Origin of the sequence: Devosia chinhatensis (assembly GCF_000969445.1) — a bacterium.
GTDB classification, from domain to species: Bacteria; Pseudomonadota; Alphaproteobacteria; order Rhizobiales; family Devosiaceae; genus Devosia; species Devosia chinhatensis.
In genome coordinates this window covers 938379-959300 of record NZ_JZEY01000054.1, presented here as the reverse complement: position 1 = coordinate 959300, position 20922 = coordinate 938379, and the positions used below count along the sequence as shown (strand labels likewise).

General features: G+C 59.3%; 18 protein-coding genes and 1 tRNA gene. 9 read left to right on the top strand and 10 right to left on the bottom strand.

Translation table 11 applies throughout. From position 1 onward, the window contains the following. The first annotated feature begins 68 nt into the window (after positions 1–68). Positions 69–284 (top strand): hypothetical protein, encoded by a 216-nt coding sequence (locus VE26_RS17720; RefSeq protein ID WP_152658709.1) that lies wholly within the window; start codon positions 69–71, stop codon positions 282–284. Here VE26_RS17720 and VE26_RS04630 read toward each other — a convergent pair. After that, positions 281–997 (bottom strand): polysaccharide deacetylase family protein, encoded by a 717-nt coding sequence (locus VE26_RS04630; RefSeq protein ID WP_244465625.1) that lies wholly within the window; start codon positions 995–997, stop codon positions 281–283. The genes VE26_RS17720 and VE26_RS04630 overlap by 4 nt on opposite strands. Before the next feature lie 244 nt (positions 998–1241). After that, positions 1242–1712, bottom strand: coding sequence for a YaiI/YqxD family protein (locus VE26_RS04625; RefSeq protein WP_046103958.1), 471 nt, complete (start codon positions 1710–1712; stop codon positions 1242–1244). Between the two features lie 225 nt (positions 1713–1937). On the opposite strand from VE26_RS04625, the gene hemN reads away from it, so the two are divergent. Next, positions 1938–3293 carry an oxygen-independent coproporphyrinogen III oxidase gene (gene hemN / locus VE26_RS04620; protein ID WP_046103957.1) on the top strand — a complete coding sequence of 452 codons (1356 nt, stop codon included), beginning with the start codon at positions 1938–1940 and terminating at the stop codon, positions 3291–3293. 90 nt (positions 3294–3383) lie between these two features. On the opposite strand, the gene VE26_RS04615 is transcribed toward hemN, so the two are convergent. The 5 genes from VE26_RS04615 to xylF all read right to left on the bottom strand — a co-directional run bounded on the left by VE26_RS04615 (position 3384) and on the right by xylF (position 8560). Beyond that, positions 3384–4511: an S-(hydroxymethyl)glutathione dehydrogenase/class III alcohol dehydrogenase gene (locus tag VE26_RS04615; protein ID WP_046103956.1), complete on the bottom strand. Its 1128-nt coding sequence runs from the start codon at positions 4509–4511 to the stop codon at positions 3384–3386. A 59-nt stretch (positions 4512–4570) separates the two neighbouring features. Next, complete coding sequence (locus VE26_RS04610) at positions 4571–5245, bottom strand: DUF1345 domain-containing protein (RefSeq protein ID WP_052715662.1); 675 nt, start codon at positions 5243–5245, stop codon at positions 4571–4573. 54 nt (positions 5246–5299) lie between these two features. Continuing rightward, entirely contained in the window at positions 5300–6082 is a 783-nt protein-coding gene (locus VE26_RS04605; protein WP_046103955.1) for an ATP-binding cassette domain-containing protein, read from the bottom strand. An 11-nt stretch (positions 6083–6093) separates the two neighbouring features. Then, positions 6094–7395 carry a sugar ABC transporter permease gene (locus VE26_RS04600; RefSeq protein ID WP_244465668.1) on the bottom strand — a complete coding sequence of 434 codons (1302 nt, stop codon included), beginning with the start codon at positions 7393–7395 and terminating at the stop codon, positions 6094–6096. Positions 7396–7525: 130 nt separating this feature from the next. Continuing rightward, positions 7526–8560, bottom strand: coding sequence for a D-xylose ABC transporter substrate-binding protein (gene xylF / locus VE26_RS04595; RefSeq protein ID WP_046103953.1), 1035 nt, complete (start codon positions 8558–8560; stop codon positions 7526–7528). A 228-nt stretch (positions 8561–8788) separates the two neighbouring features. Between xylF and VE26_RS04590 the strand changes: the two genes are divergently transcribed. Further along, on the top strand, positions 8789–10027 hold the full coding sequence (locus VE26_RS04590; RefSeq protein WP_046103952.1) for an ROK family transcriptional regulator: 1239 nt from the start codon (positions 8789–8791) through the stop codon (positions 10025–10027). On the opposite strand, the gene cysN is transcribed toward VE26_RS04590, so the two are convergent. Continuing rightward, positions 10024–11910 (bottom strand): sulfate adenylyltransferase subunit CysN, encoded by a 1887-nt coding sequence (cysN, locus tag VE26_RS04585; RefSeq protein ID WP_046103951.1) that lies wholly within the window; start codon positions 11908–11910, stop codon positions 10024–10026. The genes VE26_RS04590 and cysN overlap by 4 nt on opposite strands. A gap of 2 nt (positions 11911–11912) precedes the next feature. Then, a complete protein-coding gene (gene cysD / locus VE26_RS04580; RefSeq protein WP_046103950.1) occupies positions 11913–12821 on the bottom strand; it encodes a sulfate adenylyltransferase subunit CysD in 909 nt (302 codons plus the stop codon). 312 nt (positions 12822–13133) lie between these two features. On the opposite strand from cysD, the gene VE26_RS04575 reads away from it, so the two are divergent. Beyond that, positions 13134–13209: transfer RNA gene (locus tag VE26_RS04575), tRNA-Thr, on the top strand. Positions 13210–13334: 125 nt separating this feature from the next. Here VE26_RS04575 and VE26_RS04570 read toward each other — a convergent pair. Continuing rightward, positions 13335–14933 (bottom strand): globin-coupled sensor protein, encoded by a 1599-nt coding sequence (locus tag VE26_RS04570; RefSeq protein ID WP_052715661.1) that lies wholly within the window; start codon positions 14931–14933, stop codon positions 13335–13337. 222 nt (positions 14934–15155) lie between these two features. On the opposite strand from VE26_RS04570, the gene VE26_RS17005 reads away from it, so the two are divergent. From VE26_RS17005 to VE26_RS04545, 5 genes are all read left to right on the top strand, one after another. Then, positions 15156–15875: a helix-turn-helix transcriptional regulator gene (locus tag VE26_RS17005; RefSeq protein WP_052715660.1), complete on the top strand. Its 720-nt coding sequence runs from the start codon at positions 15156–15158 to the stop codon at positions 15873–15875. After that, positions 15872–17077, top strand: coding sequence for an ROK family transcriptional regulator (locus VE26_RS04560; protein WP_084619962.1), 1206 nt, complete (start codon positions 15872–15874; stop codon positions 17075–17077). Before VE26_RS17005 ends, VE26_RS04560 begins: the two co-directional genes overlap by 4 nt. A 114-nt stretch (positions 17078–17191) precedes the next feature. Beyond that, complete coding sequence (locus tag VE26_RS04555; protein WP_046103948.1) at positions 17192–18235, top strand: HD domain-containing phosphohydrolase; 1044 nt, start codon at positions 17192–17194, stop codon at positions 18233–18235. Positions 18236–18248: 13 nt separating this feature from the next. Continuing rightward, on the top strand, positions 18249–18749 hold the full coding sequence (locus VE26_RS04550; protein ID WP_046103947.1) for a putative pterin-binding protein: 501 nt from the start codon (positions 18249–18251) through the stop codon (positions 18747–18749). 34 nt (positions 18750–18783) lie between these two features. Beyond that, the gene (locus VE26_RS04545; protein WP_160297795.1) at positions 18784–20871 is read left to right on the top strand and encodes an ATP-binding protein; all 2088 of its coding nucleotides are present in this window, start codon (positions 18784–18786) and stop codon (positions 20869–20871) included. Positions 20872–20922 lie beyond the last annotated feature (51 nt).

The following is a 20922-nucleotide window of genomic DNA, read 5'->3' as shown; positions in this document are numbered from 1 at the left end:
TATCGCAATCGCATTTGGACCTCGGCGACACAATGCGTTAGCAATTTGCTAACCATTGCGAGGCCGTCATGCGCGTACCAGACACAGGGCAACCGCTTTATGAACGCCGGATCGTGCGTGAGGGCATGCGTCTCGCCGAACGTATGCTTGAGGGCTATGAAGTAAAGGCAAATGGTCGTTTTGTCCGTCGCTCGAACGGAAAATACGGCGACGCATTTGCGATGGCGCATGCCCAATCCTGGGTAAACGAGCTTCTCCAGCGCGCAGTCCGCTCGATTCGCTAAAACCCGGCAGCAGGAGACGGCGCCTGCGCCGTGATCATGCTGCGGCCGAATATGCCGCTTTTGCCTGGAACAAGGCGCACCACCTTATAGCCCCCCGCTGCCAGCTCATCGAGGAAGGCAGGCAAGAGGTCGACGGTGCGTTGGTGGATATCGTGGAAGAGAATGATGCCGCTGCCGCGCTGCTCCAGCTGCGCAAGGGTTCGCTCTGCTACGACCCAAGCAGGATCCTTGTAGTAATCCTTGCTGTCGATATCGACGTCGAGAACAACCATGTCGCTTTGCGACAGCGACGTGCGCAGATAGCTGGTCTGCGAAAGGTAGGGAAAGCGGAAGAAGGGGGACAGACCCTGCCCTGCTCCCGCCAGTGCATCGGACACCGCAATTTCGCCCCGTACGATCTCGTCCATGGCCTGCTGCCGTGTCAGCGTCGTGAGATCGACATGGTTATAGGTGTGGCTGCCGATTGTGTGGCCGCGGTCAGCTACGGAACGCGCGAGCTGTGGATTTGCCTTTGCCGCCGAGCCCAGCATCAGGAACGTGGCCTTGACGCCGTGTTTGTCCAAGGTGTCCAGGATTGCGGACGTCTTTCCTTCACGCGGTCCGTCATCGAATGTGAGGATCACCTCACCCGGTCGCAGCATGATATCGGCCGCGGAGGCAATTTCCAACGTTCGTCCGCTGAGGTTGGCTTGCCCGCCGATACGACCGGGCATGCTTTGTGGCCAAATCCTCAAAGCTGCCTGGCGAACGCTACCGGTAATGGTTTCGTCGTATGTCGATGAGGCACCGGTAAATGTCGGCCGCGTTTCACTCACGGGACGGGCGCAACCGGCCAGACTTGCGGCAACAAGGATTGACGCAACAAAAGTAGAGAACCACCGCACCGCGACACCACGAAAACTAACTGACGTGGTGCCAACAATTTGCGATTATGGTTAATAATCCACTCGCGAAAGCTTAACGAAGACTTGCCGCCAACATCTTAGCCTTACGCCCCAGTGTGTCGAGGGCACCGAGAAACGCGGATCGGTCGGCAGGCCGAAAGCCCGGATTATAACCCTTGATCTCCCCTGTCTCCCGCAGATGCTGCTTAAGATTGCGCATGGCGAGCGCCATGCCGATGGACGCCGAAGTAAAGGGCTTTCCGGTAAAGCCAAGCACATGGCATCCCTTGTCGATAACCCGGCTCGCCAAAGGAATATCTGCGGTCAGGACGATGTCGTTTGCCTGGGCATGTTCGACGATCCAGTTGTCGGCCGCGTCCGCACCAGAGGGAACAACGACGACCCGCACCATGGGGTCGCGAGACGGCCTTATGCCGCCATTGCTGACATAGGTGATAACCAGACCCAGCCGCTCGGCGACACGCAATGCCTCGTCCTTGACGGGGCAGGCATCAGCGTCGACGTAGATGTGCGGTTCAGGCATGGACAATTGTATTCCCTCGCAAGCGCCTCGCGCACAGAAGCGGAAAGTGACAGCGATGTGCCGATACCTCATTTTGGCAAAAGCGTCACGCGCGGGGCCGAAGGGCGTGCGTCGCTTCCGGTCAAAAGGCATGCGCGAAGTGGGCTCACTCCTTCCGTTTGATCTATGCCAAAGCGTCCGGTCGGCAAGCTGCTATGAAGGCCACAATTATTCCAGAGCCTGGCCATGACCGAGTCAACTGACGACCTCATCGAGCGCTATTCTTATCCTGTGCCGCGATACACCAGCTACCCGACTGCTCCGCATTTTCATGCAGGCATCAATGCCAAGACCTACGCGCGCTGGCTGTCGCATCTGCCGGCTGACGCCAGCATTTCACTTTATCTGCACGTGCCCTATTGCGATCGGCTGTGCTGGTTCTGCGGCTGCAACACAAAACATACGCTGCGATACGAGCCGGTCGCGGAATATCTAAAAGCTCTTCACCTCGAGATAGACTGGGTCTCGCGCCAGCTCGGCGGTCGCGGTCAGGTCACCGCTATCCATCTGGGCGGCGGATCGCCAACGCTGCTGACTCCGGTCGACCTCCTGGCGCTGAAGACGAAGCTTACCGCATCATTCAAGATCGCAACGGACGCGGAAATCAGCATCGAAATCGACCCTAACGATCTCGATGGTGGGCGCTACGACGCCATGGCCCAATTTGGGCTGACGCGAGCCAGTCTGGGCGTACAGGATTTCGACCCACAAGTGCAGCGCGCCATCAATCGCCAGCAGACTTTGGAACAGACCTACGCCGTGGTGGAGGCCATGCGACGGCGTGGGGTGCGCTCGATCAATCTCGACCTGCTCTATGGGCTGCCTTTCCAGTCTGAGACAAGACTTGCCCGAACCATAGACGCCGGACTGGGCCTGGACCCGGACCGGATAGCCCTGTTCGGCTATGCCCACGTGCCCTGGATGAAGCCGCACCAGAAGATGATTCCTGACAGCGCGCTGCCCGATCGCCATGAAAGGCTGGTGCAATCGCAGATGGCAGCCCAACAATTGAAGGCAGGTGGGCTCACCCCCATAGGGTTCGATCATTTTGCAAAGCCGTCCGATAGCCTCGCCGAAGCAGCGCGCAACGGCAGGCTGCGCCGCAACTTTCAGGGCTATACCGATGATGCCGCAGACGCGCTGATTGGACTGGGCGCCTCTTCGATCGGCTCCCTACCCCAAGGCTATGTTCAGAACATCTCCGGAAGCGGAGACTATAGCAAAGCCGTTCTTGCGTCAGGCGTCGCCATTGCAAAAGGGTTCGCCCTTTCGTCCTCCGATAAACTCCGACGCCATGCAATCGAGACGCTGTTGTGCACATTCCGACTGACGGCAAGAGACGTCGCGGGATACGGCGCTGCGGGCCGGGCTCTGCTGCGCGAAGCGGAAGCCATTGCCATGACGGATCAAGATGGCGTGACGACGATGCAAGACGGCAGCTTCGTTATCACCGAACGCGGTCGTCCCTTCGTACGCGCCATTGCGGCGCGGTTCGACACTTATTTGGGGTCTAGTACCACAAGGCATTCACTTGCGGTCTAAGCCAATTCCAGCCCCGAAAACACTGATGCCAGACCTACCTCCCCGGCCCTTCCTTCACTGGAGAGGGCCGGAGCCAGTTCCACATTGCTTCTAGTATACGACGACCGAGCGAATGCTTTCGCCCGAATGCATCATGTCAAAGCCCTTGTTGATGTCCTCCAGGCGCAGTGTGTGCGTGATCATCGGATCGATCTCGATCTTGCCATCGAGGTACCAGTCGACGATCTTGGGCACATCGGTGCGCCCCTTGGCACCGCCAAACGCCGTACCCATCCAGGTGCGGCCAGTGACGAGCTGGAACGGGCGGGTTGAGATTTCCTGCCCTGCCCCGGCTACGCCGATCACCACCGACTTGCCCCAGCCACGGTGGGCACATTCGAGCGCTTGACGCATAACCTTGGTGTTACCGGTGCAGTCAAAGGTGTAATCAGCGCCACCGATCAGATCGCCCCTACGCTTGGTCATATTGACGATGTGAGGGACTATATCGCCTTCGATCTCCGTTGGATTGACGAAATGGGTCATGCCGAAGCGCTCGCCCCACTCCTTCTTGGCATTGTTGAGATCCACACCGACGATCATGTCCGCACCGGCCAGCCGGAGGCCCTGGATGACGTTGAGGCCAATGCCGCCAAGGCCGAACACAACGGCCGTCGAGCCAATCTCCGCCTTTGCGGTATTGATCACGGCGCCAATACCCGTGGTGACGCCACAGCCGACATAGCAGACCTTGTCGAACGCTGCTGCGGGATCGATCTTGGCCACAGCGATTTCGGGCATGACCGTGTGATTGGCGAATGTGGAACAGCCCATATAGTGAAAGATGGGCTTACCTTCGAAGGAGAAGCGCGTCGTGCCATCCGGCATGAGCCCTTGGCCCTGGGTGGCGCGAATGGCGGTGCAGAGGTTTGTCTTGCCCGAGCGGCACGAATAGCACTCGCGGCACTCCGGCGTGTAGAGCGGAATTACATGGTCGCCTTTTTTGAGCGAGGTGACGCCTGGGCCAACATCAACGACCACGCCCGCGCCTTCATGACCGAGAATGGAGGGAAAAAGCCCCTCAGGATCGGCGCCGCTCAAGGTGAAATCGTCGGTGTGGCAAATGCCCGTGGCCTTGATCTCGATCACAACTTCACCCGCCTTGGGGCCCTCGAGATCAACCTCCACGACCTGCAAGGGTTTGCCGGCTTCGAAAGCGACAGCGGCGCGAGTTTTCATGGAGGGCATCCTTCTGATTTTTCAGCAAGATGCCACGCACCACCCGAATCCCGCAACCTCTAGCCGCCGCCTCCCAAGCTTAACATGACATTGACCGCGGCGGCCAGGATGATGGTGTTGTATAGATGGGAAAAGACCAGATGAAACGTTACCCTGCGGCGCATGTCATTTGACGTGATCTTGGTATCGGAGGTCGCCACTGACGTGCCAATCGTGTACGAAAAGTACAAGAACGCGACGCCATCCGGTTCCTCAGCTCCTGGAAAGTCCAAACCGCCTTCGACGGAGCCTTCGCCCTTGTCGGACACTTGGTAATACTCATAGGCATAATGCAGCGCCCCGAGGGCCTGAACCGTGAACCAGCCCAGCAAGACCGACGCGACCCCAAGGGTTACCTCTACTGCGTCAGGAGTGTCTCCAGAGCCTAATGCAAGCGCCAGTGAGATAACGGAGGCAATCACAACGATCAGGACGATGAGAAATATGCCCGGTGCTGGCGTATCTTCCTCGCGTGCGTGCTGCTTAAGATAGGGCGCGCTTAAGCGCGGCAGCTTTATTGCTGTAAGCGCGAGGAAGGTGATGAAGAGTGTGTTGGCGCCAAGGCCGATCGCATGTTTCGGCACGATCCAGAGCGAGAGCAGGAAGATGGCAACGCCCAAGGCCAAGCCAAAGTAGGCCGGGGCGTGGCGGGGCATTAGCCGGTCAATTGCCTTGGCGCCTACCCCACCCATCATATCGTTTCCCTCCCTGCGAGCAGACGATCGCTGAACGCAGCATGAGAACGTCAATCAGCTCGAAATCGCTCCAGGCCCCGCCGTGGCACCGGGGGGCACCTTACCCATGATAATCATGCCAAGTACTTCATCCTTGGTGACATCGGTGGTCCTTGCCTGCCCGACGACCTGGCCGTTTTTCATCACAACGACGCGGTCGGCAAGATCGAAGACATCGTGGATATCATGGCTGATCAGGAAGATGCCGATGCCGTCGGCCTTAAGCTGCTTGATGAGCTCGCCAACCTGGGCCGTTTCCTGCGGACCCAGCGCCGCGGTTGGCTCGTCCATGATCAGGATGCGGGCGTTGAACAGGATGGCGCGCGCGATAGCCACCGATTGTCGCTGACCCCCGGACAGCGCCTTTACCGGTTCCTTGAAGCGGCGGAAGTTCGGGTTAAGTCTTCCCATGACTTCACGCGCCTTAGACTCCATCGCAGCATCGTCGAGTGTGCCCAGCGCGGTCACCATTTCGCGGCCCAGAAACAGGTTGGCGGCGGCATCGACATTATCGGCGACAGCAAGCTGCTGGTAGATCGTTTCGATCCCGTAGGCCTTGGCGTCACGCGGGTTATTGATCGTTGCCGCCTCGCCGTTGATGCGAATGTCGCCTGTATCCCGTCGATATGCACCAGAGAGAATCTTGATCAGCGTCGACTTGCCGGCCCCATTATGGCCGAGCAGCCCCACGACCTCGCCGCGATGCAGGCTGATCGAGGCGTGATCGACGGCCCGGATTCCTCCGAAGGAGATCGAGATATCGGTCATCTCGACCAGTGGAGTAGTAGTGTCCAGCATGATCGGAACTCCTAATGCTTGTTCCGGCGATACAGCGTGTCGAGCCATACCGCGAAGACGAGAACGATACCGACGACGATCGATTGCAGAGGGCTGTCTATACCCATGAGCACCATGCCCGATTGCAGCGACTGCATCACCAAAGCGCCCAGCAATGCGCCGGCCACTGTACCGACGCCGCCGGCCAGCGAAGTGCCGCCGATCACAGCTGCCGCAATCACATACAGCTCGTCCAGCGTGCCCAAGGCGTTGGTTGCCGCATTGAGACGTGCTGTGGAGATGGCCGCTGCGATGGCGCAGAGACCACCCATCAGCATGAAAATCTTGACGGTCACCCAGCGCGTGTTGATGCCGGCCAGCTCGGCGGCTTCCGGATTGCCGCCCATGGCGTAGACATAGCGGCCGAAGCGGGTGCGCGTGGTGAGAAAGGTCATTGCGACGCCGACGCCAACCGCGATCAAAACCGGAATGGCAATACCGTGGGAGACAAAAAGCCCGTTTTCGGGCACCGTCATGCCATTGGCATTGGCGAAGTTCTCCGCGATCCGGGTTGGCCAAGGATAAGCATTGGCGACAGCGACTGCGCCGACTGTGGCGCCGCAACCGATCACTGCGAGCGCGACCTCCGCCCAGACGGGGCGTTGCGGAAAATTGAACCGGCGGCGTTGGCGGCGGCCAAAATAAAGACCGATGACGATAGCGGCGCAGGCAATGACGGCGACGACCCAGCTCCAGAGGGCGCCGATCGAGCCAAACGGCCCACCACCCATGAGCTGAAAGGTCGAGTCCATCGGGGCAACTGTCCGACCAGCAGTGACCCACCAGGCGGCACCGCGCCAGACCAGATACCCGCCGAGAGTCACGATGAAGGCCGGAACCTTGAGGTAGGCGATGATCGATCCCTGAAGGGCCCCGATGCCGACACCCACAGCGATGCCTATGCCCAGCGAAAGCACCCAGATCAGCGGATGGCCAAGACCGAGACCCAGCTGCACCGGAAGGATCTGCGTCTGCATGACGCCCATCACCATGCCCACCAGGCCCAGGATTGAACCGACTGAGAGGTCGATGTTGCGCGTGACAATTACGAGCACCATGCCGGTCACCATAACGGCGACGGACGCCGTCTGGACCGACAGGTTCCACAGATTGCGCGGCGTCAGAAACAAGCCACCGGAGAAGATATTGAAGCCAACCCAGATGATGGCCAGGGCGCCGATCATGCCGAGCAGGCGAGTGTCGACTTCGGTGGCGGTGAGGAAACGCTGCAGGGGACCCTGCGCGAAGCTGCTGGGATGCGCTGGGGTCGTCATGGCGTGCTGCTCTGCCATCAAATTCTCCCGTGGAAACGACGCTCCGCCAATGGAGGAACGTTGGCCGATTACAGAAGTGCCGCAGCGCGAAACGCCGCGGCACCCTGCTTCAGTCTATCTGGATTCAGCCTCAGTTACAGGCGGCGACCGAGCCTGCGGTCACGCCTTGGCAGACGACATCCTTGGACACCCAGCCGGCATCGATGACGACGTTGAGATTGTCCTGGGTGATCGGCACGGGCGGCAGCAGCACGGCATTCATTTCCACGCCGTTGGGACCATCGGAGAACTTGACGGCGTCGGTCACGCCATCCAGCGCGGTGCCGCCGGCGAGTTCAAGGGCGATTTCAGCGGCCTTCTTGCCAAGCTCGCGAGCGTCTTTCCAGACCGAAACAGTCTGCGTGCCAAGCGCAATGCGATTTAGTGCGGCATGGTCGCCATCCTGGCCCGAAACGGGAACAGAACCAGCCAGGCCCTGGGCCGTCAGTGCAGCGATCGCGCCGCCTGCTGTGCCGTCGTTCGAGGCCACCACGGCATCAACATTGTTGTCGTTGGCTGTAAGGAATTGTTCCATATTGCCTTGGGCAACTTCGGGATTCCAGTTGTCGGTATAGGCTTCGCCGACATTAACAATAGCGCCGGAATCGATGGCCTCCTGCAGGACTTCCATCTGGCCTTCGAAGAGGAAATCGGCATTGGGATCGGCCGAATTGCCTTTGATGAAGACGTAATTGCCCTCAGGCTGCACTTCGAATACGCCGCGTGCCTGCATGCGCCCCACCTCCTTGTTGTCGAAGGTAAGGTAGAAGGCGTCCGGATTTTCGATCAGGCGGTCATAGCCGACCACCGGAATACCCTCGGCAACGGCCGCAGCTACAGCCGGCTCGATGGCGTCGCTATCCTGCGCCAGGACGATGATGGCGTCGGCACCCTGGCTGATCAGACTTTCGATGTCGGTGAGTTGCTTGGACGCAGACGACTGAGCGTCGGCAGAGATGTATTGCGCGCCGGCAGCTTCTAGGGCTGCCTTGATGGCGCCTTCGTCGGTCTTCCAGCGTTCTTCCTGAAAGTTGTTCCAGCTGACGCCGACAGTGATCTGATCCTGAGCGATCGCCGAACCGAACAACACGGTCGAGGCAAGCAGGACCGCTGCAAACTTATTCATATCTGTCCTCCCGTGGGCAGCATTGCCACCCGAATTGCAAGCTGGCGGATATTCCTCCAGGAGGGCACCCTCCACTTGCGCCCTGAGCATTATTTTATTGCTCGAAAAAAGATCTCGCACGCCCCCGAATGACGTGTCAACATCAATTTCGGAGCCCGAATTAAATCAGATGTTGCGATTTGGTTGGAAGCGATGTTGAGGTAAATCACGAGGGTGATGGAGTAGAGCTTGACGCGTTCGGTCGGCGATAGTGACAGCGTCCGGCGCCAGAACCGGGGCCTGCTGCTGAGCGCGTTGCGCGCCTCGGGGCCGCAATCGCGTACGGCCCTGGCCAGCAACACAGGGCTCAGCCACGCCAGCGTGACAGCGATCATGCAGGACCTCATTGCCCAAGGCCTTGTTGAAGACCTTGTCGGCAGCGAGCGCAACGACTTGCGGAGCCGCGGTCGGCCGGCCACGATGGTGGGGTTTCGTCGTAACGCAGCCTTTGTCGTTCTGATCGAGCTGGACGTGAACAAGCTGCGGCTGTCACTGGTCGATTATGCCGGTGTCTTGGTTGATCGCGTCGAAAGCGAAATTTCGCCTCATACCTTCCGCGATCGTAGTGCGCAGAGCGTGCTGGGCGAAAAGCTACACTTCCTGCTTTCCCGCACCCCGGGAGCGACAAGCGTCTTGCGACGCATCGCCATTTCGGTGCAGGGCATTCTCGACCGCGACGGTAGTGGGTTGAAGTGGTCGCCGATCGCAGCGCTGGCAGGCCAGAACTTCGCTGATAGCCTGGCCGAAGAATGGGCGCTGCCCGTCACGCTATACAAGCGTGGCCGCCTCCTTGCCGAGGGCGCTCGATGGCTTGATCCGACGTTGCTTGAGGCCAGTGTCGCCACCGTCTTCGTAGGCTCGACCGTGGCCATGGGCCTGAGCCTGCATGGCCAAATCATGGGGCGCGGGGACGATGGCGCTACGGAGTTTGGTCACATGAACCACATTCCAAACGGAGCGCTTTGCCGCTGCGGCATGCGTGGTTGCATCGAGGCCTATGCTGCCGATTATGGCGTGTTGCGAACGTCCTTCTCTGTGCCGGAAACGGCAGCCCCAGCCCCTGCTGTGCCGTCTCAGCAATATGAATCGCTGATCCAGCGCGCCGAAATCGGTGACCGGACGGTGACGCATGGTTTCAACCTGGCGGGACGAGCCATCGGTTATGGCCTGTCCCGTATGCTGGCCATGTTTGATCCCAGCCATGTCCTCATCGTCGGCCCAGGCGCTCGCGCGCTTGCCCTGATGCTGCCGGAGATCGAAAGCGCGCTGACCTCGTCGCTGGTTTGCAAGATCAACGGCATGCCCCGCATCATGGGTCATCTCGACGAGAAAGAGCCCATCTTCCGCGGCCTGATGATGAAGACGCTCAACGATATTGACCAAAACGCCTTTGCGGGGCTCGCCTCGGCGCAACGTGCGACAAACTAGAGCTTTAGCCAGTCGCGCAGTTGATCGGCCAATTCGGCAGGCTCGCGGTCGGCGCCATGTAGAACCAGTTCTGGATTGCCCGGCACCTCGAAGGGAGAATCGATGCCGGTAAAATTCTTGATCTCTCCTGCCCTGGCCTTGCGATAGAGACCCTTCGGATCACGCGCTTCGCACACTGCAAGCGGCGTATCGACGTAAACTTCAGTAAAGTCGATATCCCCGGCAATCTCACGGGCCAGTCGGCGTTCCTTTTCGAATGGGGAGATGAATGACACGAGCACGATCAGACCGGCATCAGCCATCAGCCGCGCCACTTCCGCCACGCGACGAATGTTCTCGACGCGCGCTGCTTCGGTAAAGCCGAGGTCTTTGTTCAGCCCGTGGCGAACGTTGTCGCCATCAAGGATATAGGCGTGGCGCCCTTCGGCCGTAAGCCGTTTTTCCAGAAGGTTGGCGATGGAGGACTTGCCCGAACCGGAAAGCCCCGTGAACCAGACGATGCCTGGTGTCTGCCCCTTCTGGCGAGCCCGCACGTCGCGGTTCACGTCGAAGCTCTGATAGGTCAGGTTCTGCGCCCGGCGAAGACCATATTCAATTGTGCCGGCGGCCAATGTCGCATTGGTCAAACGGTCGATCATAATGAAGCCGCCCGTCAACGGATTGGCGGCGTAGGGGTCGAAGGCGATCGGCTTGTCCGTCGCCAGGGCAACCGTGGCGACCTCGTTGAGATCGATCTTTGTCGCCGCGCTCTGTTCGAGCGTGTTCACATTGGTGCGATATTTGAGATCGGTGATCGTGGCCGGCACCAATTGCGCGCCAATCTTGAGCAGGTAGGAGCGGCCCGGGAAAGCCGGTTCGTCGTTCATCCAGATTAGCCGCGCCTGGAACTGGTTGGAAAACTCCGGTGTCTGGCCAGGATGGGAGAGCAAGTCTCCCCGTGAAATATCCACTTCCCTGTCGAGAACCAATGTCACCGCTTGTCCGGCAATGGCCCCTGGAAGATCGCCGTCCATGGTGACGATCTGTTTTACCACAGCAGGCTTGCGTGAAGAGGCAATCAGGATGTCGTCACCGACTTTGACCGCGCCGGATGCGATGGTGCCCGAGAAGCCACGGAAGTCGAGATTGGGCCGATTGACCCATTGCACGGGAAAACGGAACTGTCGCTCCGAGTGATCCTCGGCAACCTCGATGGTTTCGAGATATGGCACGAGGGCCGCGCCATCATACCAAGGTGTCCGCGCGCTGGGCGCAAGGATGTTGTCACCGCGCAGGGCCGACACCGGTATTGCGGCCAGGGTCTTGAAGCCAAGAGGCTCGGCAAAGGCCCTATATTCTGCCACGATCGTATCGAAAACCGTCTTGTCGTAGTCGACGAGGTCAATCTTGTTGATGACGAGCACGACATGCTTCACCCCGATCAGAGACAGAATGAAGGAATGACGTCGGGTCTGGGTCAGCACGCCCTTGCGCGCATCAATCAGCACCAGAGCCAGATCGGCGTTGGATGCGCCGGTCGCCATATTGCGGGTATATTGTTCATGACCCGGGGTATCGGCGACGATGAACTTGCGCTTGTCGGTCGAAAAGAAGCGATAGGCGACATCGATAGTGATGCCCTGCTCGCGCTCGGCAACGAGACCATCGACCAACAGGGAGAAATCGATGCCTTCGTCGCCGACGCTGCGATTATGGCTTTCCTTCTTCAGGCTCGCCAATTGGTCGTCCAGAATAAGCTGGCTGTCGTATAGTAGGCGGCCGATCAGGGTTGATTTGCCGTCATCGACCGAGCCGCAGGTTAGAAAACGCAGAAGCGATTTCTCCGTCTGCTGGGCAAGCCAAAGATCGAGGTCGGTATTTGCGGTGGCGATGGCGACGCTCATGCTCAGAAATACCCTTCCTGCTTCTTCTTCTCCATCGACCCGACGGAGTCACTGTCGATCAGGCGCCCTTCGCGTTCGGACGTCCGGCTGGCCTGCATTTCCATGATGATCGATGGCAGGTCGGACGCTGTCGAGCGAATGGCGCCTGTAAGCGGGTAGCACCCAAGGGTGCGGAACCGTACGATCTCCTCGCGCGGCGTTTCGCCGGGCAGAAGCGGCAGACGCTCGTCATCGACCATGATCAGTGTGCCAGACCGCTCGACGACGGGCCGTGGCTTGGCGAAATAAAGCGGCACGATGGGGATGTTTTCCGAATAGATGTAGGTCCAGACGTCGAGCTCGGTCCAATTCGAGATCGGGAACACCCGCATGCTCTCGCCAGGGTTCAGGCGCGTATTGAACGTGTGCCAAAGCTCGGGTCTTTGGTTCTTGGGGTCCCATGCATGGCTGGCATTGCGATGGGAGAAAACGCGCTCCTTGGCGCGGCTTTTCTCTTCATCCCGCCGCGCTCCACCGATTGCCGCATCATATCGGCCTGCCGTAAGCGCCTGGCGCAGGGCAGCGGTCTTCATAATGTCGGTATAGCGGGACGATCCGTGATCAAATGGATTGATCCCGTCCCGAACGCCGTCCTGATTGGTGTGGCGAATGAGGTCGAAGCCATATTCCTCGGCAGTCCGTTCGCGAAAAGCGATCATCTCGCGGAACTTGAAGGTGGTGTCGACATGCAGAAGCGGAAAGGGAATCTTGCTCGGATAAAAGGCCTTGCGCGCCAGATGCAGCAGAACGCTGGAGTCCTTGCCGATCGAATACATCATCACCGGCCGCTCAAAGCTGGCAGCCACTTCGCGCAGGATATCGATGCTTTCGGCTTCAAGAGCCTGCAGATGGGTCAGGCGGGTCTGGGTCACGGCAATCAGGCCTCGTCACTGCCGGTGCCAACGCGCCGGCCTTATGAGGGCCTAAGTAAAGCCGCCGCCCCCTGCCCTTCAAGCCGGAAAGTGCTGGAAATGCTGGGGTTACAGACCGATTGGGCAAATTTGTGCGGCAAACTCGCCGTGCTTGTGAAAGGGGTCCAAAGCCGACGCCATCAGGCAATCGGCAGTGCGTGAGGACGCATCCAGGCAGAATAAAAATTTCCACGCTTTTTGTCGCTTCAGGCGCGTCCGTCGTGCAATCCCTGTTGCCGCTCGGCTCCCACCGGTGCTAAACGCCTAGCCAATGCCGGTATAGCTCAGTTGGTAGAGCACCTGATTTGTAATCAGGGGGTCGCGGGTTCGAACCCTGCTGCCGGCACCACAACTCGCGATTGCCCAAACTGATCCAAGGCCCAAACGTGAAGCCCGGTTCTCTGAGGTTTGGTCGTTGCGAATGCAATTTTGCCTTGAGGACTATGGCGGGCGCACCCGCCAAACACAATCCACTCAGAACTCGCTCCAGTCACCGCCAACCACCTTGGCCAGCTTGGGCGCACCAGCAGACGATGCGACTGCTTTTGGCCGGGCCTTGACCACGGAGCGGTCGGGCACATCTTCGAGACGGAACTGATCGACGATCTCATCAAGTTGACGGGCCTGAGCCTCTGTCTGCTCGATGGCGGCATTGGTCTCTTCCACCAGCGCTGCGTTGTGCTGAGTCATCTCGTCCATCTGCACCATAGCATCGGAAATCTCATGGATCGAGTTGGCCTGGTCGCGACTGGCGATCGATATGGCCGACATGGCGTTGGTGCTTTCGCGGACCACATTGAGCAATTCGGCCAGCTTTGCCGAGGCGTTGTTCACCAGTGATTCCCCGGCCATCACTTCCGACACGCTCGTTTCAACCAGCGCCTTGACCTCACCGGAGGCTGTGGCAGCGGACTGGGCCAGGCGCCGCACTTCGATGGCGACAACGGCAAAGCCCTTCCCGGCCTCGCCAGCACGGGCGGCCTCGACCGAGGCGTTCAACGCCAGCAGGTTGGTCTGAAAGGCAATGTCGTCGATGATGCCGATGATGTTGGAAATCTTGTTGGACGAAGAGGTGATGCGCACCATGGCTTCGGTGACGCGGGACATGACCTCGCCGCCCGCCTCGGCCGTAGCGGCGGCGGTTTTGGCCTTGCCCGATGTTTGTTCTGCCAGCGCAGCATTATCGGACACCATGCGTGCCAGCCGTTCCATGCTGGCCGTGGTTTCTTCGATCGTGGCGGCCTGGCGTGTGGTCCGGTCGGACAGATCGTTCGCTCCGGCCAGGATTTCGCCTGTTGCCGTACGCAACAACCCGGATGTGTCGCGCAGCTGACGCATGATGTCGCGCAGGCGATCGACAAGGGCGTTTGTGTCATCCTTTATCTTGGCAAAGCCGCCTTCGAATTCGGCGTCGATCTGTTCGGTCAGGTCGCCACTGGCGAGGCTCTGCAATACCGAACCTGTCAGTTCGGCGGCCCATGCGATCTTGTCTGCCGTTTCGCGGTCGCGCGCCTGGGACGCTGCAAGGGTCTGTTCGAAGTACACGCTGACAGCCATGTCGATGTCCACCAGAACAGACTTCATCATTGCCGAAAGGATTTCAGATAGGTGCTCGATAGTGTCGTCGGCATGCGGCTTGGGCGTTTTGCCCCCGAACAAGCCCTTCTTGGGCTTGGGTGCATGCAGGGCCATATAGTCTGCAACCACGCCCTTGATCAGCGCCTCGACGATCACGCCATAGCCGCCAATATACCAGCGCGGTTCGAGCCCGATCTGGGCATGGCGCAAGCCGATGCGGCGGCTCGACTGCACATAATTTTCGTCGAACTTGCCTGTGGCGATCGCTTTCCAGTGGTTGACCTGGCTGGACTGGGCGCGATCCATTTGCGCCGATCCCGAAAAGAAGTTCGCAAGGACGGGCACGGTAACCAGCTTTTTGTAGAACCCACCGAGCGCACCGGGCAAATGCGCGCCGATGATGTCCTCCACACCGGCCAGTGCAGAACGCTGCGATTCGTCAAGACCGATGAATTCGAGCCGGCTCGACATCGTCTGGGTGGAATTGGTGTCCATCTGGCACTCCGCACGAACACGGTCATTGATTTAACGTCAAAGTCCAGGAGCAGAATGCCGACGCCTTGCGGGGGGTAAGGCGAAAGCACCCTGCCCTGGACGACCTGACAATGATGCGGAACGCTGCTACTTGCGCCTGCGCGGTCAATCAGTTGTTAAATTCCAGGCTGGTATATATTGTGCGCGCCAGACTATTGCTTGGCTGCTACGCGGGTGATTCGCATGTCCAATGCCATGACGCTGTCTTCACAGTTCTCGGTCATTGTGCCCCAGCTTGGTGCCATAAACGCGGCGCAGGATCAGTTATCGCTGGAACTGGCTGTCGAGCGGGCAACAACCGCTCTCGGCATGGATATGTACCTCTTTGCAGCAGAGGTGCCCGTCGATGACGGAACGCCGTTCCTGCCATTGTTTGGCACGATCCCCCCAGCGGTGCTTTCGGCATTCGTTCAGCATGGCCTTTATGCGAACAATCCTGTCCTGACCCATATCCGGAGCCACCAAGAGGGGACGATTTTTCCATCGGAAAGGTTTCAGAACCATCCAAACTTTCCCTTGCTGACAAAAGCGCTTGCCAGCTTCGGCGCGGTGGGTGCCGCGTACACACCCGTCATCTCTGGAACCGACGGCCTGGCAGTCTTTGCTACCTATTCGCGCACCGCCGTGCCGCAGGAGAGCCAGTTGGCGGCACAGCGGCTCATCGGCACAGCAATATCGCTTCGGGTGATCGGCTTCAGCGCCAGCAAAACGCCAGGCACCAACGACCTGAGCGAGACGCAACAGACCATTCTGCAATGGATGGAACGAGGAAAGTCTAATGGCGACATCGCCACGATTATGGGCATCAGCAAGCGCGCCTGCGACTACCACGTGGGTGAAATCCTGCGAAAGCTTGATGTCTGCTCGCGGACCCAGGCCGTGCTCGCCTGGCGCCGCGCATGACTGACGTCGACTTTTTCGCTGCCGGGGCAAGGCGTTTCGCGTCCGAGGGACTACGAGAAAACAATGCGCGCGCCGTACTCATGGCAGCGGCGCTGAATGTTGGCGCCTCAGGCGCGCAGCTGGCGCGCATCACCGGGCTCGGCCCCCAGAGTGTGTCACGTATTCTCGCGGCCCTCGAAGCCAGCAAGCTTATCGTCAAAGGCAAGGTGCTGCGTGGCCAGCGGGGCAAGCCCGCAACACCTATCCTGCTCAACCCCAATGGCGCTTATGCCATCGGGTGCGAAATCAGTTGGCGCCACTACACACTGGTATTGCGCAACCTCACCGGCGACATATTAGGTGAACATCGCCGGGACTATTCCTTTCCAATCGCTGAGGAAATTCTCGACGAGGTTTCGTCACTCATCAAGCTCTTGATCCAGATCGTCCCGCCCGACGAGAAAGAGCGGATCGTGGGAATCGGCCTGGCCATGCCATCGAGCATGGGCCGCAATGTCGACCTGCTGGGCGCCGATCTTGCCGTTGCCCGCGGCTGGAGCGAGATCGATGTCGCCGCCGCGATCGAGAAAGAGACTGGCTTGGAGGTGCAAAGGCTCAACGATGGCAGCGCAGGCTGCTGGAGCGAGCTGATCGCATACCCCTCGCCTCGACCGCAGAACCTGGCCTATCTGTTTGTCGGCACTTTTGTCGGAGCTGGCCTCGTCGCAGAGGGACGACTTTGGCAGGGGCCTACCGGCAATTCAGCCAATCTGGGTTCCATGCTGGTCACGGACGAGCATGGACAAAACCAGTTCGTCCACCTCATCGCTTCCCTTTATGCCTTGGAAAATCGACTGAGCGACGCTGAAATGCGATTGCCGGCAGGCGATCCCATGAAATGGCGCTATGATACGCTGGAGCCAGTCTTGTCAGACTGGATCGAGCAGAGCGCCAAGGCTCTCGCAAAGGTCATCGCCAACAGCAGCGCCGTGTGCGAACTCTCAACGGCAATAATTGACAGTGCCATGCCGGTCGAAATCACCGCCCGCATCGTCCAGCGTACGCGCGATAGACTGGCAATGCTCCCCGTGCTGACTTTTGACCATCCCGATATCGTACAAGGCAAATTGGGCGCTCGCGCCGCTGCAGAAGGCGCTGCCGTCAAGCCCATCTATCGGCGGCTGTTCTCACGCGATCTCGATGACGTCATGCACAATTTCTAGCAACATAACTTACCCTGATAACTCGGCCTTAACGGAGCTTGCAGACGTAGCTCGCCAGACTTTGCGCGGTGGATTATTTATCCCAACACGGAACAAAACAGGCAGGAGCCTGTCATGCGCGTTGTCATCGTCGAAGACAATTCAACCAGCCTAGCGATACTCACGCGCTTGATTGCAGCTCTGCCCGGCTGCGAAGCCAAAGGCTTTGTAAATCCACGAGAGGCGCTTGGGGAGCTGAAAGCGAGCGGCGCGGATCTGGTCGTCGCGGACTATCAGATGCCCGATATCAACGGTGTGGCCTTCACACAAATGCTGCGGGCTAATGCGGACACCGCCTCGATCCCGGTCATCATGGTCACCGCCGACCTCGATCAGTCTTTGCGCCTGGAAGCTGTTGCTGCCGGCGCGACCGACTTTCTGACCAAGCCTGTCAATCCGGTAGAATTGCGGGCGCGCGTGGGCAACCTTCTCGCCCTGCGCCGCGCGCAGAACGATCTTGCCGACCGCGCCAAATGGCTGGAGCGCGAGGTTCAGGCGGCGACACAGTATTTGCTTGACCGGGAAGAAGAGGTGATCGGACGTCTGGCCCGGGCCATAGAGTATCGTGACGGAGAGACCGGCGACCACGTTGGCCGAGTGGCAGAAATTGCACGCCTGATCGCAGTGGAAATCGGACTGGAGCCAAAGGACATACGAAATATCTGGCTGGCCGCCCCCCTTCACGATGTCGGCAAAATCGGCGTCCCCGACGCCATCCTCAACAAGCCAGGGCAGCTCGACCCCGACGAGCTGCAGATCATGCGCAGCCATGTGACGATCGGCAAAGCCATCCTCGACGGCAGCCCAATCGATCTGGTTCAAACCGCAGCCGAGATTGCAGGTAGCCACCACGAGCGCTGGGACGGCACGGGTTATCCGCGGGGCCTCCGGGGCGCTGACATCCCGCTATCGGCCCGGATCACTGCTATAGCAGACGTGTTCGACGCACTGTGCACCGCGCGGCCCTACAAAAATGCCTGGGCTCCCATAGATGCGCACAACGAAATCTTGCGCGGCTCGGGATCACACTTCGATCCAGCCTGCGTAGCGGCATTCGATCGCGCCTGGCCTCGGGTCCAAGCCATCATCAATCACAACGGCGTCCATGTCGCCGCGTAGAGGAGCAACCAGAATGTTCAGGATGATTGCAGCCCTTGCTTTGCCCGTTCTCATTATGGGCAGCGTGCAGGCCGGGGAAATGGCCAAGCCCGCCGGGCCAGTGGTTCTCACCGTCATGGGGACGCTCGCCCAGAGCAATGCCGACGGCGCCGCCGAGTTCGACATGGCTATGCTCGACGCCCTGCCCTCCCGGGAAACCACGACTAAAACACCGTGGTACGATGGCGAGCGGACCTTTTCCGGCCCCATCCTTTCCGCCATTCTTGAAGCAGTTGGCGCACAAGGCGAACAGGTGACCGTCACTGCCTTGAACGATTATTCGGCCGTCATCCCTATGGATGATCTCAAAGACAACGACGTGATCCTTGCCTCTCGGCTGGATGGTGAAACCATGTCGGTGCGGGAAAAAGGGCCGCTCTTCGTAATCTACCCATTCGACGCGAACCCGGATCTCTACAACGAGGTCTATTTCGGGCGCTCTGTATGGCAGGTGAAGTCGATTACGGTCGAGTGAGATGCCAGGCGTAATCATCAAGGCGAGACGACAGGTGTCCCGAAGAGTCGGCTTCGGGATCATTGCCCTAAGCGTCGTTGGCGTCGTGCTGGTGGTCACGATTGTCTCGATGTTCGCCGCCTTGAGCGAAAGCCAGGCCAGTGCCGTCCAGAGTGCCCGGGAGGATGCACTCTGGGCGGCCTATCAAACCGACCGAGAGGCATCACGGCTGGTAGAGGCGCTACAATCAGGCGATGACGCCGAGATCGCACTGCGCCTCGACCTACTGTATAGCCGCGTGGCGCTGATCGGATCCGGACATTACGCAATCACCTTCGGCACGTCGGATGTCGGTTCTAAAGCCGGCAAGGTCGCCAAGGCGGTGGAACAGTTGGAGATCGCCATAAAAGGCCGGTCCGAGGCTGTATCAGTGCTCTCGCGCGATGTTCGCGTGTCTACTGGCGATCTTATAGTGGCGGTCAATGCCGCCCTCAATGCGCTGCGGGTAGAAGAAAGGGCTGCTGCGGAGCGGACTTATAGCAATCTGGGCCTGGCGGTTTTTCTACTGGCAGGTGTGCTCATTGCCATGGTGCTGCTTTTGGCACTTCAACTCATCCATATCTCGCGCACGGGCCGCGAATTGATGGCGATGAGCGACCGCAATGCCCGCATCGCCGAGAAGGCCGAAGCGGCCAATCACGCCAAGTCCGCCTTCCTGGCAACGATGAGCCATGAAATCCGCACGCCTCTCAATGGCATTATCGGCATGACTGAAATCCTGTGCGACACACCCTTGTCCGATGAGCAGCGCCAGGCCCTCGGCACGATCCGGCGGTCGGGCGATGTGCTGCTCGATGTCATCACCGACGTCCTCGACTATTCGAAACTTGAAGCGGGAGCGGCGACAATCGACCTTGCGCCCTATGACCTGCCGCAGCTGCAGATCGCTCTAGATGCGATACTCGGACCCAGGGCGCGGCTTACAGGGCTCGAGCTGTCCATTGCGCTACCGGAGGTGAACGTCACCATCGACAGCGGCCGTCTACGTCAGGTTCTGATCAACCTTGTCGGCAATGCGATCAAGTTCACATCTTCCGGCAGCGTTCGCGTTCACGGCGAGATCAACGGTGACAGGCTTTTTGTCGACGTTGTCGATACCGGCATCGGCATCAGCGCCGGTTCAAGGGAATTGCTGTTCCGCGACTTCAGCCAAGTGGATAGTTCCAACACACGCATTCATGGCGGTACAGGGCTAGGCCTGGCGATCTGCAAGCGGTTGATCGAAGCCATGGGCGGCACAATCGGCGTTGAAAGCACCCCCGGCAAAGGCAGCCGCTTCTGGATCAACATTCCTGCGGGCCCAATCGTCCCGATTGATTTGGAGACTGAACCGGCAGCTGGTCGTACGACCACTCCAAAATTGTCAGGCCGAATTCTCATTGTGGAGGACAACGCCGTCAATCAGCAGGTCGCCGGAGGGCTCGTCCGGAGATTCGGTCTCGACATCGATTTTGCCGGCAACGGTCTCATTGCTCTCGAAAAGGTCGCCATCTGCTCTCCGGACTTAATTCTCATGGATATGCAGATGCCCGTCATGGACGGGCTTGAAGCCACGCGTCGCTTACGGGCGAACCAGTACGCCGGCCGGATCATCGGATTGACAGCCAATGCGTTTGAGACTGATCGACAAGCCTGCCTAGAGGCAGGAATGGACGATTTCCTGGCTAAGCCTCTTACCAGGGAAAAGCTAGCGAACGCGTTCGCAGCATCCAGCCTGATCACGGTGGATGTGGAATTGGCTAAGCCAGGGTCAGAACCCGAACGTCATGATGAGCTTGTCGACCGAACCTATCAGGACATGCTGGTGAGCGAGTTGGGAGCAGATGTGTTCGCCGATCTGCTCGCGCAATTCCTGCACGATTTGCCAGGCATGCTCGATGCCGCAGAGGACGCTGGCCGAGACGGACGCGACGAGGAGCTTCGTCATATTCTGCACACCCTAAAGGGAGCGGCGGCATCCGTTGGCTTTGCCGGTCTTGCCGGAGCCATAAGTAGACTGCGGGACCAGCCCAGCGTAACCGCCACAGATTTTCAATTGTTGCGAAAACTTTGCGATCTTGCTGACTACCGAGCTGCAGCTTGAGCCGTGTCCCGGCCTCAAGAAGCAAACTGCAGAATTGCGTCTTTACGACGT

Excerpts from the sequence above, each read along its gene's own strand:
- VE26_RS17720 (WP_152658709.1), top strand. The coding sequence starts at position 69 with ATGCGCGTACCAGACACAGGGCAACCGCTTTATGAACGCCGGATCGTG.
- VE26_RS04630 (WP_244465625.1), bottom strand. The coding sequence starts at position 997 with ATGCCCGGTCGTATCGGCGGGCAAGCCAACCTCAGCGGACGAACGTTG.
- VE26_RS04625 (WP_046103958.1), bottom strand. The coding sequence starts at position 1,712 with ATGCCTGAACCGCACATCTACGTCGACGCTGATGCCTGCCCCGTCAAG.
- hemN (WP_046103957.1), top strand. The coding sequence starts at position 1,938 with ATGACCGAGTCAACTGACGACCTCATCGAGCGCTATTCTTATCCTGTG.
- VE26_RS04615 (WP_046103956.1), bottom strand. The coding sequence starts at position 4,511 with ATGAAAACTCGCGCCGCTGTCGCTTTCGAAGCCGGCAAACCCTTGCAG.
- VE26_RS04610 (WP_052715662.1), bottom strand. The coding sequence starts at position 5,245 with ATGATGGGTGGGGTAGGCGCCAAGGCAATTGACCGGCTAATGCCCCGC.
- VE26_RS04605 (WP_046103955.1), bottom strand. The coding sequence starts at position 6,082 with ATGCTGGACACTACTACTCCACTGGTCGAGATGACCGATATCTCGATC.
- VE26_RS04600 (WP_244465668.1), bottom strand. The coding sequence starts at position 7,395 with ATGACGACCCCAGCGCATCCCAGCAGCTTCGCGCAGGGTCCCCTGCAG.
- xylF (WP_046103953.1), bottom strand. The coding sequence starts at position 8,560 with ATGAATAAGTTTGCAGCGGTCCTGCTTGCCTCGACCGTGTTGTTCGGT.
- cysN (WP_046103951.1), bottom strand. The coding sequence starts at position 11,910 with ATGAGCGTCGCCATCGCCACCGCAAATACCGACCTCGATCTTTGGCTT.
- VE26_RS04570 (WP_052715661.1), bottom strand. The coding sequence starts at position 14,933 with ATGGACACCAATTCCACCCAGACGATGTCGAGCCGGCTCGAATTCATC.
- VE26_RS17005 (WP_052715660.1), top strand. The coding sequence starts at position 15,156 with ATGTCCAATGCCATGACGCTGTCTTCACAGTTCTCGGTCATTGTGCCC.
- VE26_RS04560 (WP_084619962.1), top strand. The coding sequence starts at position 15,872 with ATGACTGACGTCGACTTTTTCGCTGCCGGGGCAAGGCGTTTCGCGTCC.
- VE26_RS04555 (WP_046103948.1), top strand. The coding sequence starts at position 17,192 with ATGCGCGTTGTCATCGTCGAAGACAATTCAACCAGCCTAGCGATACTC.
- VE26_RS04550 (WP_046103947.1), top strand. The coding sequence starts at position 18,249 with ATGTTCAGGATGATTGCAGCCCTTGCTTTGCCCGTTCTCATTATGGGC.